The sequence below is a fragment of the Labrenzia sp. 5N genome (assembly GCF_012395805.1).
Lineage (GTDB): Bacteria > Pseudomonadota > Alphaproteobacteria > Rhizobiales > Stappiaceae > Roseibium > Roseibium algicola.
Genome location: NZ_JAAZTM010000004.1, coordinates 521,670 through 538,357 on the forward strand (window position 1 = coordinate 521,670; position 16,688 = coordinate 538,357).

General features: G+C 61.7%; 12 protein-coding genes. 4 read left to right on the forward strand and 8 right to left on the reverse strand.

Features of this window, described 5'->3' with window-relative positions:
• The first annotated feature begins 51 nt into the window (after nucleotides 1-51).
• From sppA to HEP89_RS05525, 4 genes are all read left to right on the forward strand, one after another.
• Nucleotides 52-1,038, forward strand: a complete 987-nt coding sequence (sppA, locus tag HEP89_RS05510; protein WP_062490767.1) for a signal peptide peptidase SppA — start codon at nucleotides 52-54, stop codon at nucleotides 1,036-1,038.
• Nucleotides 1,039-1,053: 15 nt separating this feature from the next.
• Nucleotides 1,054-1,353 carry an integration host factor subunit beta gene (gene ihfB / locus HEP89_RS05515; RefSeq protein ID WP_006940254.1) on the forward strand — a complete coding sequence of 100 codons (300 nt, stop codon included), beginning with the start codon at nucleotides 1,054-1,056 and terminating at the stop codon, nucleotides 1,351-1,353.
• Nucleotides 1,354-1,417: 64 nt separating this feature from the next.
• Nucleotides 1,418-1,783: a lipopolysaccharide assembly protein LapA domain-containing protein gene (locus HEP89_RS05520; protein WP_022998966.1), complete on the forward strand. Its 366-nt coding sequence runs from the start codon at nucleotides 1,418-1,420 to the stop codon at nucleotides 1,781-1,783.
• A 15-nt stretch (nucleotides 1,784-1,798) separates the two neighbouring features.
• Nucleotides 1,799-2,707 carry an ornithine cyclodeaminase gene (locus HEP89_RS05525; RefSeq protein ID WP_077290979.1) on the forward strand — a complete coding sequence of 303 codons (909 nt, stop codon included), beginning with the start codon at nucleotides 1,799-1,801 and terminating at the stop codon, nucleotides 2,705-2,707.
• 413 nt (nucleotides 2,708-3,120) lie between these two features.
• Here HEP89_RS05525 and HEP89_RS05530 read toward each other — a convergent pair whose 3' ends face one another.
• From HEP89_RS05530 to HEP89_RS05565, 8 genes are all read right to left on the reverse strand, one after another.
• The gene (locus tag HEP89_RS05530) at nucleotides 3,121-3,741 is read right to left on the reverse strand and encodes a trimeric intracellular cation channel family protein (RefSeq protein WP_062490769.1); all 621 of its coding nucleotides are present in this window, start codon (nucleotides 3,739-3,741) and stop codon (nucleotides 3,121-3,123) included.
• Between the two features lie 310 nt (nucleotides 3,742-4,051).
• Nucleotides 4,052-4,675 (reverse strand): nucleotide exchange factor GrpE, encoded by a 624-nt coding sequence (grpE, locus tag HEP89_RS05535; RefSeq protein ID WP_168691504.1) that lies wholly within the window; start codon nucleotides 4,673-4,675, stop codon nucleotides 4,052-4,054.
• Between the two features lie 145 nt (nucleotides 4,676-4,820).
• Entirely contained in the window at nucleotides 4,821-5,141 is a 321-nt protein-coding gene (gene trxA / locus HEP89_RS05540; protein ID WP_022998971.1) for a thioredoxin, read from the reverse strand.
• Between the two features lie 85 nt (nucleotides 5,142-5,226).
• Complete coding sequence (gene addA / locus HEP89_RS05545; RefSeq protein WP_209014460.1) at nucleotides 5,227-8,733, reverse strand: double-strand break repair helicase AddA; 3,507 nt, start codon at nucleotides 8,731-8,733, stop codon at nucleotides 5,227-5,229.
• Nucleotides 8,730-11,876 (reverse strand): double-strand break repair protein AddB, encoded by a 3,147-nt coding sequence (gene addB / locus HEP89_RS05550; RefSeq protein WP_168691505.1) that lies wholly within the window; start codon nucleotides 11,874-11,876, stop codon nucleotides 8,730-8,732. Before addB ends, addA begins: the two co-directional genes overlap by 4 nt.
• 2 nt (nucleotides 11,877-11,878) lie before the next feature.
• Nucleotides 11,879-12,613 (reverse strand): nucleotidyltransferase family protein, encoded by a 735-nt coding sequence (locus tag HEP89_RS05555; RefSeq protein ID WP_168691679.1) that lies wholly within the window; start codon nucleotides 12,611-12,613, stop codon nucleotides 11,879-11,881.
• A gap of 39 nt (nucleotides 12,614-12,652) precedes the next feature.
• Nucleotides 12,653-14,179: a tRNA (adenosine(37)-N6)-threonylcarbamoyltransferase complex ATPase subunit type 1 TsaE gene (gene tsaE, locus HEP89_RS05560; RefSeq protein WP_168691506.1), complete on the reverse strand. Its 1,527-nt coding sequence runs from the start codon at nucleotides 14,177-14,179 to the stop codon at nucleotides 12,653-12,655.
• An 8-nt stretch (nucleotides 14,180-14,187) separates the two neighbouring features.
• Nucleotides 14,188-16,632, reverse strand: a complete 2,445-nt coding sequence (locus HEP89_RS05565) for a PAS domain-containing sensor histidine kinase (protein WP_022998976.1) — start codon at nucleotides 16,630-16,632, stop codon at nucleotides 14,188-14,190.
• Nucleotides 16,633-16,688: the final 56 nt, after the last annotated feature.

A 16,688-nucleotide genomic window follows, 5' to 3' on the forward strand; every position in this document is an offset into this window, starting at 1 on the left:
CCCTATGTATGTTATTGGTTTTCATAAGCTCTTGTCGGGGACATCGTATTCATGTCGGTAGATGTTGACGCGCTGGTAGACAGACGGCGCCTCAGACGCAAAGTGACCTTCTGGCGGATCGCGACTTTTGTCGTCATCGCCGCGGCACTGATCGGGGGGCTTATCTACGTCTCCGGGGCTTCGGAATTGTCCAAGCGGACGGCGCATATCGCGCGCATCCCGATCGAAGGCGTCATCCTCGAAAGCCGCAAGACCCTGCAGATGATCGAGAAGATCGGCAAGTCCGATGCGGTCAAGGGCGTGGTGATCTCCATCAACTCTCCAGGTGGCAGCACAACCGGCGGCGAAGCGCTGTATGAAGCGCTGCGCAAGCTTTCCGAAAAGAAGCCGGTGGTCGCCGAAATCCGCACCATCGGAACCTCTGCGGGCTACATGATCGCCCTTGCTTCCGATCACATCGTCGCGAGATACAATTCCATCACCGGCTCCATCGGCGTGCTGTTCCAGTTCGGCAATATCAGCAAACTGATGGAAACGGTCGGCGTGGAAATGGATGCGGTCAAGAGTGCTCCGCTGAAGGCCGAGCCCGACTTCTATTCCCAGACGAGCCCCGAGGCACGCGCCATGCTGCAAAAGCTCGTCGACAATTCCTACGACTGGTTCGTTTCACTGGTCGCCGAGCGGCGATCTCTCGACATGCCCAGGGCCAAGGAACTTGCAGACGGCCGCATTCTGACGGGCCACGATGCCCAGACGGAAAAGCTGATCGATGCCATTGGCGGCGAAGATGTCGCAATCGACTGGCTCGTAAGCGAGAAGGGCGTTCCGAAAGATCTTCCAGTCGTCACCTGGAGCGCCAACGAAAATCTGGAAGAGCTGCCGTTTTCCTCCCGGGTCTCGCGAGAGTTCGGAAAAGGCATCGGATCGGCCCTTCTGGAGCCGGTTAGTGAAGCTAAGGGGCTGATTCCACGAGGGCTTACGCTTGACGGGCTCGTATCCGTTTGGCAGGCTTCTGACGCGGCAGACAATAATCCGTAAGCGAGGGGGCACTTCATGATCAAATCTGAGCTGGTTCAGCATATCGCCGAACAAAATCCGCATCTCTATCAGCGGGACGTTGAGAACATCGTCAACGCCATCTTGGATGAGGTTACCGAAGCGCTCATGCGCGGCGACCGAGTGGAGTTGCGCGGCTTCGGCGCGTTTTCCGTCAAGAACCGCCCCGCTCGCGTCGGCCGCAATCCGCGAACCGGTCAAAAGGTGGAAGTGGACGAAAAGTTCGTGCCCTTCTTCAAAACCGGCAAGGAAATGCGTATACGGTTGAACGATGGTGTGGACCACGGCGACGACTGATTGCGTTTGCCACGGCACGCCATTTAAAATCGACTTCTGATCTGGCCAAAACCGGGAGAACCCAGTGACCCGTTTCCTCAAGAACGTGATCTTGTTCGTTATCGCGGTTGTCCTGATCCCGTTGTCGGTGGCGAACCGGCACACGGTCTCCCTGTCGCTCAATCCCCTCGACCCGCAGGACCCGCGCCTGACGATCCCGGACATTCCGCTGTTCTGGATTATCTTCGCAAGTCTGGGCGTCGGCATCATCGTCGGTGGACTTGGCGCATGGGCCAAACAGGGCCGCTGGCGCAAGGAAGCACGCGTGAAGCGCCGGGAAGCCGCGAAATGGCACAAGGAAGCCGACCAGCTGCGGGAAATGAACACCGCAGGTCAGCCGGCATCCAATCTCAAGGGACTGGCAGGACCGGGCAACCGCAACGCCGCCTGACCGGCCGACATTACCATGCGTATTATCTCCAGCGACGAGATCGATGCCTGCCTGGAAGACAGGGCCGTTCTTGAAACGCTGCGCCGAGCCTATCGCTCCAGCACAGTCGCGCCCAAGGCTTCCCCCTTGCCCATCGGCCGGCTGAATCAGCAGCAAGGCGCGCTCACCGTACAGCCGGCCTGGACTGACTTTACCCAACAAGGCGACGTCAAGCGCGGCTATATCGGCTGCTCCCTGGCGCTGGATCTACCCGAACAAACGGGCCTGTCCTCAAGTCTCTACCTATTGTTTTCCGGTTCCGGCGGACAACCGATCGCCCTTCTGGATGGCATGCGCCTTACAGTCTGGCGCACGGCTGGTCTCCATGCGCTCGGGGCAAGTTACCTGTCCCGCGAAGACACGTCCCGCCTGCTGATCATCGGCGACGACCCGAGATTGCCCCGGCTTGTGTGCGGTTATGCGGCCGTGCGCAACCTGACGTCGATCCTTCTGGCCGGCGTGTCGCCGGAAATCCAGAAAAGGATCGCCGCCTTGCCCGCGCTCAAGGGGGTCAATGTCGGCATCACGAACGAGATCTATGCCGCGCAAGAAGGCGCGGACATGATCTGCATTGCCGGTCCGGAAAACGAAACAGGCACCCATCACGCCCTCACCTACCTGGATCCTCCTGCGGGCTGTCACGTAGATGTGCTGGATCCGGAAGCACAATTGCCGACAGAACTGCTGCAGGAAGCACGGCTGTTCACCACCGACCTGAGCGAACCGCCGCGGCCGGATCTTGAATGGGCTGCCGACCTGAAGGACCTCACACAGGGCACGAAAGCCGGCCGGCGTTACTACGGCCAGCGCACGCTGTTTTTGCCGGCCCCGCGCACCGGGCTCGCAGACTACGCACTGGCTGCACACGTTTTTTTGAGGACGTGACCTCTGGAACTCGTGCCTGCGCACACCATATCCCGGAACAGCAGGGGGAATCCATGAAAGCGAGCGCCCGAGAAGGGTCGCCCGGATGACGGCTTGGCCGCCATGGGTTTCTCGTTGGTATCTTGAAGGAGCAAATCATGCTGACGACGCTTGCCTATTCGGCAAGCCTTCCGGCAATCGCAATTGGGCTGATGTACTATGTGTCAGCCTGCTCGGGGCTTGTCTACTAGTGCCTTGATGGCACTCTGGCCGTTCGACCCTACGGGCGAGACCGGCTGCCTCCAAGGGTTTGGCACGTTCGGCCGATCGCGCCAAACCCATTATACGATAATCGTGAAGCCGGTTCCCCGTGGGCCGGCTTTTGTCGTTCCTGGACTGTCCGCTGAGGCCACGGAACGGAAAGCCATCCCGGCTTAGCTGGGATCTGAACCTGTTCCAAAACGGTGTCCGGGCAAGGTCCAGCCACGCAGGATCGCTCCGCCGCGCAAGATCAGCGCACAGCTTGCGGCAAGGATCGCGGCAAGGATTTGCGGCGCACCCAATTGCACCAGCACAACAAATCCACCCGCACCGGCAAAAGCCGCACCGACATAGATTTCCGGCTTCACGATGGAGGAAGGTTCACGGGCGATGGTGTCCCGCAGGATGCCGCCGAAAGTTGCCGTCGAGACACCCATCAGGATCGCCACCAGGATCGTGTCACCGACAGTCAGGGCCTTGGCAGCTCCCATGACAGAATAGGCCGCAATACCGATAGCATCGGCCCATCTCAAGGGTTTGCTGAGCTTTTCGATCCACTCGGCAAAATACCAGACCAGCGCGCTGACGACGAAGCACACCAGAAGATACCATTCGTTCTCCACCCAGAAGACCGGTACACCCAGCAAAAGGTCACGCAGGGTACCACCACCGATCCCCGTCAGCGTGGCAAAGAACAGCAGGGCAACGATATCCAGCTGCTTGCGCGAAGCGACGATGCCGCCGGTAATGGCGAATACCGCCACCCCGAGATAGTCCAGCATTTGCAGCAGCATTCCGTCCCCCATGGCCACTTTCTTTCCGAAGGCAGTACCTGAGGTCCGGGTCTTTGTCATCCCGTAGCATGCCACGCCGGCGCTCGGCCCTACGTCTGAAGGCCTGCATATCTCGCTCAAGGGTTTAGGGAAGTCCGACCAGACCGCTTTCTGGAAAAACACCGATCGTTCCAGACTGTCGTCCTCTCGCGTCGCATCGACGGCAGGACTGGCTCCGGTCAGCTGTGTTGACGAAAGGGTTGCCCCAAAGAAAAGGGGCCACTCCGCTGGATGCGGAGCAGCCCCTTCAAAGCTCTGGGGTCGGTTGAGCTCAGGCGTTCTTGTCGACCGTCTGTCCGGCTTCAGCCGACGCCGCAACATCCTTCGGGCCACCCTTGGAAACGCCGACCATGGCCGGGCGCAGCACGCGGTCGCCAATGACGTAGCCGGCCTGCATGACCTGTACAACCGTGTTGTTCGGCACTGCGGTGTTCGGCACCTCGAACATGGCCTGGTGGAAGTTCGGGTCGAACTTCTGGCCTTCCGGGTCCAGTTTCTTGACGCCATTCTTTTCAAGCTGGTTGAGCAGATCGCGCTCGATCATCTCGACGCCTTCGATCAGCGAAGCAACCCCCGCATCGGCGTTCTTGCGGTCATCTTCCGGCAACGCCTCAAGTGCGCGGCGCAGGTTGTCGGAAACCGTCAGCATGTCACGGGCAAAACCTGACACGGCGTACTGGCGGGCGTCCTTGACTTCCTTTTCCGTGCGGCGGCGCAGGTTTTCCATTTCCGCCATGACGCGAAGCGCGCGATCCTTCAGATCCGCGTTTTCGGCTTTCAGAACTTCGATCGGATCGACACCGGCCGCCTCGACAGCTTCCGGCTGTTCCACTGCTGCGGTTTCCGGCGTTGCTTCTGCCGGCTGCTCTTCCGGGGTTTTGTTTTCGTCGCTCATGAATGATCCGTTTGCTCAGACTGTTTGCGGGTGCTTATACGACCGGTTGGCGTTTTTTCAAAGAGCATCGGCGGATAGGCTTTCGCTTACCCGCCGGATGCGCTCATATGAATCGCAGCCGGTCAGCCGCAGATATATTTCGGAATTAAAGGGCGCTCTTGATCCAGTCGGAGAGTTTGCCCTTCGGCGCTGCACCGATCTGGGTTGCCATCGGCTCGCCGTCCTTGAACAGGATCAGCATCGGAATGGACCGAACGCCGTATTTCATCGCCATGTCCTGGTTCTCGTCGATGTTGAGCTTGGTGATCTTCACCTGGCCGTTCATCTCTTCGGAGATTTCTTCAAGAGCCGGAGCGATCATCTTACACGGACCGCACCATTCGGCCCAGAAGTCGACCACGACCGGGCCGTCGGATTTCAGGACTTCGGCTTCAAACGAAGAGTCGGTAACTTGTGTGGTAGCCATAACTAGATCTCGTAGGTCTCAGGATCGCGCCTACCCGATGTAAGCGCGTCAGTTGGCAAGAACGTAGGAAGCCGAGGGCCTGCCGTCAAGCCGATGTGCCGTCAGGACGCAGTCCGGCGAAGGTTTCTTCCAGCACCTTTTCGGGGATTTCCATCAGGCTCGGCACCGCGGTCCACAGAAGCTGGGCGGAAATCTCCCTGTCCGGATAAATCTGCTTCAGCATTTCCCTGTAAACACAAAGCTGTGCGCGGTACTCGAGCGGGATTTCGGCAACTGATGCCGGCGGATGGAAATTGGTCTTGTAATCCACAATCACCACCCGGTTATCCTCAACCACCAGCCGGTCGATCTGTCCGGATATCTCGACTTCCGTGCCGTCGCTTGCCCGAATCGTCCCGACCAGCGGAACTTCGGCTCGGGCATGACCGCAAAACAACGTCTCGAATTCCGGCATCTCGAGAATCGCAGCCACTTCGCGCAGAAGGTGAGGCATGCGCTCGGCAAATTCCGGCTTGAGGGCCTGCTTGAGGTAGGCTTCCGAAGCTGCCACGCGGGCGTCTTCAGCCAAGTCCGGCAACAGCTCCAGAAGCCGGTGGATCAGGCGACCGCGTTCCAGGGGCCAGGACGCAAGATCCCTGCCCGCCTGCAGGCGAGACACCGCAGGCACCGGTTCGATGCCTTCCTTTTCCTCCATCGCCTCGAATGCCCGTGAGGGCTGAAGGCGTTTCTTCCTGGCAAGCGGACGGACGGGACTGGAGAGCCAGTCCGGCAACGGCGGTTCTTCGCTGCGCGGCTCTGCGGAGGTATGCGACGCCGCGCCTGCCCCGGGCTCGGCGATGACGCCATCCTTCTGCCAGCGCCAGGCGGAGACGGATCCATCCGGTGCTGTCAGTTCACGCGCCTCGGGCTTCAACGCCCGCGAGACCATCGAATACCAGCAGTTCTCGTGGGCACCGCGTTTCGGTTCCCAGCCGCAGACGATCAGCCGGTCTTCGGCGCGGGTCAGAGCCACATACAACAGGCGCCGGTATTCTTCCTCCTGCGCGTCCCGCAGGGCTTCCACTGCCGCGTCGTGCCAGGGCGTCCGGTCCGCCTTGGGCGGCAGCCAGACCAGCGCCGGTGGCAGAAGATCGTTTTCCAGACGCTTGCGCGGCAGGAAGGCCGGATCGTGGATTGCGCTGACAGGTGCTGCCCCCGGATCGACCAGAACGACGATCCGCGCTTCCAGCCCCTTGGAACCATGCACGGTCATGATGCGGACCATGCCCTTGGTATTGGTCAACTCACGCTTGATCTCGGTCGGTGCCGCTGCCATCCAGGCAAGGAACCCTTCCAGGCCCGGCGTGCCGGATTGCTCATAGGCAATGGTGAGCGCCAGGAACTCGTCCAGAACGTCATCGACTTCCACGCCGAGGCGAGCGCGAAAAGCTTTCCGGCCACCATCAGCCCCCAGCAGCCGGGCATAGAATTCGTAAGGCGGCACGAAGTCGGCGCGTGCGCGCCAGTCTTCCAGCCTTGCGCGCACGGCCTTCCATTTGTCCGAACTGTCCGACCGTTTCACCAGCATCTGCCACAGCGTTCCGGGGCGCACCTTTTCCGGCGTTTCCCGGGCAACCTCCAGCAGGTCGTCGTCCGTCAGGTCGAACAGCGGGCTCTTCAGCACGCAGGCAAGCGACAGGTCGTCTTCCGGCAGCAACAGGAACCTGCCGAGAGCAGCAAGATCCTGAACAGCGATATGGTCCGTCAGAACAAGGCGGTCACTGCCGGCAGCCGGGATGTCCAGCTCCTTCAGTTCCCGGTTGAGCGCTTCGACAAAAGGCCCGCGCTTGCGCACGAGGATCATCACGTCGCCGGGATTTGCCGTGCCATCGCGCATCCACTGGGCAATTTCGGCAGCAATACGCCTGGCCACCTTCAGCATCGGGCTGCCCGAACCGACGTGGTCGATCGGCTGGCGCCAGTCGTCCGGCTCCTCGATCTCCGCCTCGGCTTCCAGTGGCCACAGATCAACGATCCCCGGATCGCGCCGGATGGCTTCATGGACCGGCGCTTTCACGTCCTGCGACAGGCCCTTGTGGGCACTTTCGTCGTGAAACACCTTGTCGACCGCTCCAAGAACATCCGGCGTGGAGCGGAAGGAGAGCTGCAGATTGACGGAATGAAACTCAAGCTCGGCCGCCTCGGCCTTTCCGGAAAAGGCCCGGCGCATGGCATCGAAATAGGCCGGAACAGCGCCCTGGAACGAGTAGATCGACTGTTTTTCGTCGCCCACCGCAAACAGCGTGCGCACCCGGTCCCTTGCTCCGGTCCCGGCGAAAAATTCAGAGGCTAGCGAAGTCACCACTTCCCATTGGCGCGGGCTGGTGTCCTGGGCCTCGTCAACGAGGATATGGTCGAGCCCCTGGTCGAGCTTGTATTGCACCCAGAGCGCGGCGTCCGACTTCTGCAGCAGTGTTGCCGTCTTGACCACCAGATCCTCGAAATCGAGATACCCGCGGGCGGTCTTGGCGCGCTCATAATGACCGATCACCGCGTCGGCGAGACGCAGCAGGGCTGTGGTTCCCTCATAGGTCGCTACCTTCCGGCGCTGGTCCAGCAATTCCAACAGGCGTTGTTGTTCCGCCTCCAGTGCCTCGAGCATCTGGGGAAACGTTTCAGCGACCTTCTTGGTGGCGAGCGACTTTCGCGGCTCGAGCTTGGCTGTCAGGAAAATCGCCTGCCAGGCCTCGCGGAAAGCGGTTATGTCCGTGAGCCTCGCGGCGGTAACCAGATCGTCCGCACGCGCCTGATCGGTCTTGGTGCCGGTTCGCAGTGCCTCGGCATAGGCAAGACAGGTGTTCAGATCAAACGGGCATGCGGACCGAAACTGCTCGTCGAAATCCGCCAGCCTCAGAACCGGGTCGGTTTCCAGAAGACCGGCAAGCTCGGCAAGCGCGGTTTCCAGATCGCCGGCATCAACCGTCCAGCGGCGGAAAGCGTCACGGCTCTGGATCAACTCGTCCAGCGCCTTCTGGGCGCCGCCATCGCTCATCAGATCAATGACAGATGCCAGCGCCCTGCCAAAGGCGCTTTCCGGCTCGGTTTCGGCAACATGAAGCACGGTCGCGCGCGAGGCCGCCATGAGTTCCGCCGCCACCCGGTCGTCGAGTACGGCAAAATGGCCCGCGACGTTTGCTTCCAGCGGAAACTGGTGCAGCAGGGATTCGCAGAAACCGTGAATGGTCTGGATCTTCAACCCGCCCGGTGTTTCCAGTGCCCGGGCAAAGAGGCGACGCGCCATCGCCAGGCGCGCGGCATCTGGTTTGCGGCCTTCAATATCCTGCAATTCGGCCGCGAGTGCGGCATCATCCTTGGTGACCCATTCGCCGAGGATCTTGAAAACGCGGGTCGCCATTTCGGCAGCGGCGGCCTTGGTGAAGGTCAGCGCAAGAATACGAGAGGGATCGGTGCCATCCAGCAGCAGTCGCACCACCCTGCGGGACAGAACGAAGGTCTTGCCCGATCCGGCATTGGCACTCACCCAGGCCGAGGCCCGTGGGCGGGAGGCAAGGTCCTGCCGTTGCCTGGTCACTTCAGGGATCTGAAAGCTCATGAAGGCTCCTCCGATCCAAGTGCCCATTCCTGCGTTCTGGCAAGATGATCATAGTCACCGCCCATCTGACGTTCGCGCATGACGCGGGCACGGGACAGGTAACCAATGTCTTCCCTGACATAGTGGGCGATCAATTGTTCCAGCCGCGTCCAGGCGTCTTCCACCAGATCTTCCAGCGGCGTGTCCTTCGGGTTTCGCGGCGCTTCGATCACAGGTTCGCTGCCGCCCTTCAGCTGCAGATACAAAAGCTCGGATATGGGCGCGTCAGCCGGCACATCCTTGAACCCGAACCGCCGGACCATCGCGGCCTCCAGCGGCAATTGCGGCGACAGGAGCGCGTCGACCTGCTTTTGCGAGGGCACCTGCCCTGTCTTGTAATCGACCACGGACAGCCCGCCGCCACTTAGAAGGTCGATCCGGTCTGCCCGGCCGCGCAGGCGGAAATCGAAGCCGGGCAACTTCAATTCGACACCGCCCCCGATTTCCAGGAACCGCTGACTGACGTGTTGCGACCGCCTCGCTTCGTAGGCAACGAAGCCAGCCGCGATCTTCTGGAAACGCGGCCACCAGAGCGCCCGGATCGCCGGAAACGCATCAAGAGGCTCAAACAGCTCCTCGCCGATCTCTGTCAGGGCCTTTACTGCACTGTCGTCGAATGCGCCGGTCCAGGTCAGCAGGAAATCGGCCAGTGCATCGTGAATGAGGTTGCCCTTGTCGGCCGCACCGGGTTCGCCGCCGATCGGGTCGACCGGCTGCAGCTCGAGCACGTGACGGGCAAAGATCGCGTAGGGATCGCGGATCAGGCGTTCGATTTCGGTGATGGAGAGCGATTTCGGGCGCGCTGCCAAGGGCGGACGAGGGTGAGGCCGGGACGCGGGCCGCACCGCGCCTTCAGGCCGGTCGAGCTGTGCTGCAAGGGCGGAATATACCGCCCCTTGCGCTTCCAGTTTCTTCGTCAGGTCAGGCCCGGCAAGCGTGGTCAGGCGTTGCAGCCAGCGCGATGCGACAGTGGGAGCGCCGTCGGAGCGTGCGGCACGCGACAGAAGGACCCGCCGTGCACCCATGCCTTGCGCAAAGTCATGTGCGGCCGCACCGAGCCGGCGCTCCGGGGGTTCCAGCCCCATGTCGCGCTTCATCGGCCGGTTCAGCCACGGATCATTGCGCGTGCGTTGAGGCCAGACGCCCTCATTGAGGCCACCCAGGATCGCGAAATCAAATGCCTGAAGCCGTGCTTCCATGGGGCCGAGGATCTGCACCCGCTGGTCGCCCGGCAACCTGCGCCGTACGGCCTGACCGGACATCAGCGCGGGTAGTACCGACGGCCATTCGCCGGCGGGAATTTCCAGTCCGCTGGAGCTTGCTTCCAGAAGACCGGTCAGGAACTGGGCCAGCGCCTCGCCCGCCTCACCGGCGTAAAGTTCTGCCACCGAACCTTCGTGATCGATCGAGATCGCCTCGATCACATCGACATGACGCCGTGCGAGGTCGGTCAGAAGGATCGTGCCGCCTTCTGCGGCAAGTTCTTCCAGCGGTTTCAGTGCGTTCGCCAGACGGTCGACCAGGTTTGCAATCACATCCCAGTCTTCTTCGTGGATCTTTTTCCAGCGTGGCGTATGTGCCTTGTCCGCATCTTCCCGGCTCGCCTCGACAGCCAGCTGCAAACCTGCCGTTCCCGGCCGAGCACGCGGTCCGCGAACCACGCCACGCTCCAGCGCGCGGGCGGCAGACCGGATGTCCTTCACCGGCAGGCCCAACCGTGTCAGCGGATGCTTCAGCAGCGCCAGAAGATCGATCGGCTCGCAGCCACCAAGGGCGAGTTTCGCAGCCAGGATCGCCAGAATGGCCGGTGCGGTCTGGTCGAGCGGGCGGCCGGCACTGTCGTCCACCTGTATGTTCCAGCGGGCAAGCTCTGCCGCAACCCGGCGCGTCAACATGCGGTCCGGCGAAATGAGGGCCGCACTTTCCTGCCGCTCGATCGCTTCGCGCAAGGCAATCGCCACACTCAAGGCTTCATCCGCCTCGTTGCGGGCAGTCATGATCGAGACACCATCCAATGCCTCCGCCCTGTCCGTTTCTGGACGGGCGTCCAGATAGGCTGTCCAGCCATCGGAGGTATCGGCGGGACGCAGAGCTTCGGAGACAAGTTCCTCACGCAGCAGGAGCCCCCGGTCCGGGTCCGGCCCGAGTGTTACGACCTCTTCCCGCCCAGCACCCAGCCGATCAAGCAACTGCTTCAGCGAATACTGCGGATGTGAAGGCAGGGTTGCCGCGTCTTTCTGCATCACACCCTTGCGGGTCGAGGCCTTGCCCGTCTTTTCTCCCAATACCGCCCAGGAGCGGCTGTCCAGATAACGGTCCAGCCCAGGCAGCACGACGACGCCGGTTTCAAGCCGGGAGACAACCTTCAGCAATTCGGCGGTGGCCGGAACCGAGCCGGTGACACCCGCAACAATGACCGGGCCACGAGGAGGTGTCCGTTCCAGGCGCTCGGCCTCGCGCCGGATAAGGGCCGAGCGGCGGGCCTTCGGGTCCATCATTTTCAGTTCGGCCAGATGCGCGGGCCAGGCCTCCCGCACGATCTGCAGGAAATCGAGCGTGATCTGCCAGTACCGGGCATGGTCCTCCGGCACCAGACCGGACAGTTCCGTCCAGTCGGCTTCTTCCGTCTCGACCTCGTCCATCAGCGTCAGCAGGTCTGCCGCCAACCAGGCTGCATCGGCCGTCGACGCCGGAAGGCCGAGAGGTTCGTCGGACCTGAGACTGAGCGCTTCCCGGCGCAGCATGCCTTTCCAGGCCTTCACCAGCCGCGTCATCGCAAGATGACGTTCCAGAAGGGGCATTGCCGGCGGCAGAGGTTCCAGATCCGCATTGGCGGTCAGGCTCTGCGCATCCTCGTCGGCATCGCCCACCGGGCGGATGGCAGGCAGGAGAACCGGCCGGCCACCAAACCGCTGCTGGAAAAGCTCCGGCAGCAGGCGCGCGGCGCGGCGCGTCGGCAGATACAGCGTGACCGACGGCAGCAGCAGTGGATCGTCCAGCGGGCGAAAGCCAGGGATCAGGCTGCCGTCGACCAGTGTGTCGACCAGCGTTTTCAGGAAAGGGACGGACGGCGGGACAGACCAGAGGCGCGCGCTGCGGGCCATCCTCAGGCGGCACTCTCACGAACGGCATATTCGGCGGCACGAATGGCCTCCGGCGTTCCGATATGCAGCCACAGGCCTTCCATCTGAACGCCGTAGAGACGCCCGGCTTCAATCGCCCTGTCGAAAAGCTTGTTCATGGAGAACGGCCCGTCCGGGGCATCTTCGAACAGGCGCGGGTGCAAAATGGTTGCACCTGCATAGGCAAAGGGCGTCACGCCCTTTTCCTGCCGCCGGGTCAACGCGCCGTCCTTTGCCATGTCGAAATCACCACGGCCGGAATAACCGACCGCTTTCACGGTTTCGGCAACCAGAAGCAGGGCGTCCATGCGGCTCTCGTCCCAGGCTTCGATCATGTGTTCCAGGTTGGGTTTGACGCCTTCGATCCAGTAGCAGGTATCGGCGTTGAGCTGGAAGAATGGCTCTTCGCCCAATAGCGGCAGCGCTTTCTTGATACCGCCCCCGGTTTCCAGAAGCTGATCGCGTTCGTCGGAAATCAGGATTTCCATATCAGGGCGGCGGCGGACATGAACCTCCACCAGATCGGCAAGGTAATGCACGTTGACCACACAGGTCTTCACGCCGGCTGCTGCGAGCCGGTCCATGCCATGGTCGATCAGGGCCTGACCGTTGACCTCGATCAGGGGCTTGGGCGTCGTTGCCGTCAGCGGGCGCATGCGCTTGCCGAGGCCTGCGGCCAGGATCATAGCTTTGGAAGGGCGAAACCGCTTGTCTGTCATCATCTGTCTCAAATGTGCGACCAGTTGAACGCGGCGCGTTCAGTGCCGGTAGCGTGCGTACCAGTCTTTCAAATCCGACAGGAACGGCCTGTCAAGCACCCGGTCGAGATAGCCTAGCATGCGCGGCAAATGGCTCAAGTAAGCCGGCTTACCATCGCGCTCGGCCAGACGGACGAAGATGCCGAGGATCTTGGAGATCCGCTGCGCCGCCATGACCGCGTAGGCTTTCGAAAAACCAACTTCATCGAACTCTGCGGACTGCATTTTTCTTGCCGAGAGATAAGCATCGTAGAGCGCCGTTTCCAGAGCTTCGTCCATGTCCGTGCGGGCGTCCAGCAGCAGGGAAGCAACATCATAGGCAACCGGGCCATAGACCGTGTCCTGGAAATCGATCAAGCCGATCCTGTCGGTTCCTTCAGCACCCGCCTGCCAAAGGAGGTTCGGCGAATGAAAATCGCGCAGCACCCAACCTGTCTGGGCCTCGCTTATGTCTTCAAGTGCTTCGCGCCATAGCCGTTCGAATTCCGAGCGCGTGCTCTCGTCGGTCGGCTTTCCGGAAACCTTCGGGACATACCAGTCCAGAAACAGCGCCGCTTCGGCAACAAGCGCGTCCGCTGAATAGTCGGGGACCTGATACAGCCCACCATCGGCGAGCGAGACCGTTTTTGGCCAGGCCTCACCATGCATCTTCGCCAGGACATCGACGGCGGCAAAATATCTTTCGCGCACCGGTCTGCCGTCTACCACGATGGTATCCCGGCCAAGATCGGACGAGAGGATCAGTCCGTTTTCCAGGTCGCTCGCCATAAGATCGGGCGCGCGAAGACCATGGTTCCTGAGTTCCGTTCCCACCGCGACAATCGCCCGGCAGTCACGCGCCAGATGCACCTTTTCCATGTAGGCGCGGACAGCTTCCGGCACCGCGTCCCCCTGGAAAGGCCAGCGCATCAGAACAGCTGTCGAAGACCCTGTTGCAACCGTCTCGAACGTTCGCAGGGAGGCATCACCTGCCAGGAAACGGCGCTCTGCGTCCGGCAGACCAGCGGTCCCCAGAAAGGACCGCGTTGCCAGCGATTGCCCGATCCGGTTCTGCCAGTGAGGGGCGTCCGAATAGAGGCTGAACCGGCGATGGTCATCGCTGTCAGTCGGCTGGGTGATCTGGATCCAGAGGGCATTGCCGGGCAGCAGCTCGTTCGCCTTCTCCGGCCATTCGATCAGCGCGGCGCCCGTTTCCAGGAGGTCATCCAGCCCGAGCTCTTCCAGTTCTTCGGGCTCTTCAAGCCGGTAAAGATCGAAGTGGGACAGGTCGAAACGCGGCAAATCGTAGGTCTGCACGAGCGTGAAGGTCGGGCTCGGCACTTCCAGCTCCGGCTCACCTGCAAAGGCCCGGATCAGTGCCCTGGTGAACGTGGACTTCCCGGCGCCCAGATCGCCCGACAGGCAAATGACATCGCCGGGCTTCAGGACCATCGCGATGTCGTTGGCAAGTCGCCGCGTGCCCTGTTCGTCGGCAATTTCGATTGTCTGAAAGGCGCCCGACAGGGCTTGCAGCTGGTGATCTGCCATCCGGCGTCCTACTCGGCCGCCGCCTGGTCCGCCAGTTCGGGCCGTGCGGGGAAAACGCAGGTCACCGTCGTGCCCTTGCCTTCGGCGGACTGAATGTCGACCGTGCCGCCATGCAGTTCGACAAAGCTCTTGACGATGGCAAGGCCGAGGCCTGCGCCCTGACGGCGCGATCCTGTGTCATGCCCGACAAAGCGGTTGAAGACCTGGGTGAGGATTTCAGCGGGAATGCCATAGCCATGATCCTGAACGACGAAGGTCACCTTGTCGTCTTCGCGGCTGCAGCTGACATCGACCACGCCGTCGGGCTCGGAATAGCGCACGGCATTGGAGATGAGGTTGAACAGGACCTGACGCAGGCGTTTTTCGTCGGCAACCATCATGCCGACATCACCCGGCACATGGGTCCGCAGGTTGATGCGTGCTTCGGCGATCCGGTCCTTCAGGCCTTCGACGGCGGCCGCAACAGTCGGCGCGACGTCAACTTCACCCAGGTCCAGTTCCATGATGCCCGCATCCAACGTTGCCAGATCCAGAATGTCGTTGATGATGGCAAGCAACGCCGAGGAGGACGACTGGATGTAGTCCGCATATTCGCTCTGCTTGTCGGAGAGCTCTCCGAATTTCGGATCTGCCAGCAACTGGGCGAAGCCGATGATGTTGGTCAGCGGCGAGCGCAGCTCGTAGGAAACATGCTGGATGAAGGCGTTCTTGATCTGGTCGGCCTGTTCCAGTGCCTCGTTCTTTTCCAGAAGCGCCCGCTCGACGTTGACGCTGTCCGTTACGTCGACAAAGGTCACCAGCGTACCGCCGTCGGGCAGCGGAACAGTGGCATAGTCGACGACATCGCCGTTGTGGCGTTCCAGACGGCTGACCTTCTGGGTGCGGTTGTCGAGAAGTCCCGTTACATTGCCCGCAAGCTGTTCCCAGGCATCGCGCTCGGTTTCATTGAGTGTACAGGCGGAGACGACTTCCTTGACGTGCGGCAGTTCTGAAAGCTGATCCTCTTCCAGACCCCAGATACGACCGAAAGCCGGGTTCCAAAGGCGCAGGCGCCCGTCTGACCCGAACACGGCAACGGCTTCCGACAGATTGTCGAGGGTTTCCCCCTGGACGCGGGTCAGCGCGTTGTAACGGCTTTCCAGATCGAGCTGCTCGGTGACGTTTTCATAGATATAGGTGACGCCGCCTTGCGGATGCGGATTGGCAATGACGCGCAGGGTGCGGCCATCGGGAAGATGCCACCAGCTTTCGCGAGCTTCCAGAGACTGGTAGCTCTCCATCATCTTGTTGCGCCAGACACGATAGTCCGCCTGTTCCGGGATCTTGCGCGCCGCGCGCAAGGCATCCAGAACCGCGCTGTCTTCCGGCCGGCTTTCCAGGAAAGCGGGATCGAGATCCCACAACTGGCGGAAAGCCGCGTTGTAGAATTGTAGTTTGCGATCGGCGCTGTAGATGGCAACCGCAGCTGCCAGCTGGTCCAGCGTGCGGCCGTGGAAGTCCTCGGCGCGGCCGAGTTCCTTCTGGGCCTGTTCCAGTTCGCTGATGTCCACGGCAATGCCGGCTCCGCCGACATTGGCATTGACATCGGTCACTTCGAACACCCGGCGTTCACCGGAGGCGACGATGGGAATACGTGCGTTGAAACAGCCGTCTTCGTTACGCTGGACGGCCATGGCGGTGCGCGCAGCAGCGTCGAGGAAGGTTGCCCCTTCCTTGATCGCAAGATCAGCGTCGGTCATGTCGACCGCTTCTGCATAGGCCTGGTTGGCCCAGATGAGATTTCCTTCCGCATCGCGCTGCCAGGCCGGTGCCGGCATCGCATCCAGCAGCGCGTGCAGCATATGCAGTTCGCCGGAGATCTTGGCATTGCGGGCAGCAAGTTCCGCCTGCATCTGACGTTCGCCGGTCAGATCGCGCAGACGCAGGACCACAGCACCGCCGGTGGTGCGCCCCAGCGCTTCCACATAGGTTCCGGTGCGGGTCTTCAAGGTGGTGGTGAAGGCTTCGCCGGTGCGGAACAGCATGTCCAGATGACGTTCCAGGTCGCCGGCGCATTTCGCCGTCAGCCAGCTGCCAAACGCAAGCAGTTGCGCCGGGGGCCGCGGCACGCCAGATTTTTCGGGAAGAATGCCCCAGATCTGCGGCATGGCGCCGTTACCGGTCCAGACGATGACGCGTTGCTCGTCGGTATTGAGCATCGCCTCCAGGCGGTCGACCCGGAATTTGAGATCGCTCTTTTCCTTTTCCAGCGCGTCGGTCAGCAATCCGGATTGTTTGCGATGACGCACGAGAGCGACAGATGCGGTGACGGCAAAGGCGCACATTCCGCCTAACGCACCAAAAAGAATCATGTTATCGGGGGAAATGGCAGCAGTCGTGTCGGCGAGCATGTCGGCTGCCGCTGAACCGCAAGACAGGCTCCAGCCTGCCAGCGCCGTTCCGCCGAGCTTCACCGATTTCAGACTCCAATCTCGCCACGCCGCGCGTGGCCGCGCGTCGTTCCTGCCGC

Excerpts from the sequence above, each read along its gene's own strand:
- sppA (WP_062490767.1), top strand. The coding sequence starts at position 52 with ATGTCGGTAGATGTTGACGCGCTGGTAGACAGACGGCGCCTCAGACGC.
- ihfB (WP_006940254.1), top strand. The coding sequence starts at position 1,054 with ATGATCAAATCTGAGCTGGTTCAGCATATCGCCGAACAAAATCCGCAT.
- HEP89_RS05525 (WP_077290979.1), top strand. The coding sequence starts at position 1,799 with ATGCGTATTATCTCCAGCGACGAGATCGATGCCTGCCTGGAAGACAGG.
- HEP89_RS05530 (WP_062490769.1), bottom strand. The coding sequence starts at position 3,741 with ATGCTGCTGCAAATGCTGGACTATCTCGGGGTGGCGGTATTCGCCATT.
- grpE (WP_168691504.1), bottom strand. The coding sequence starts at position 4,675 with ATGAGCGACGAAAACAAAACCCCGGAAGAGCAGCCGGCAGAAGCAACG.
- trxA (WP_022998971.1), bottom strand. The coding sequence starts at position 5,141 with ATGGCTACCACACAAGTTACCGACTCTTCGTTTGAAGCCGAAGTCCTG.
- addA (WP_209014460.1), bottom strand. The coding sequence starts at position 8,733 with ATGAGCTTTCAGATCCCTGAAGTGACCAGGCAACGGCAGGACCTTGCC.
- addB (WP_168691505.1), bottom strand. The coding sequence starts at position 11,876 with ATGGCCCGCAGCGCGCGCCTCTGGTCTGTCCCGCCGTCCGTCCCTTTC.
- HEP89_RS05555 (WP_168691679.1), bottom strand. The coding sequence starts at position 12,613 with ATGACAGACAAGCGGTTTCGCCCTTCCAAAGCTATGATCCTGGCCGCA.
- tsaE (WP_168691506.1), bottom strand. The coding sequence starts at position 14,179 with ATGGCAGATCACCAGCTGCAAGCCCTGTCGGGCGCCTTTCAGACAATC.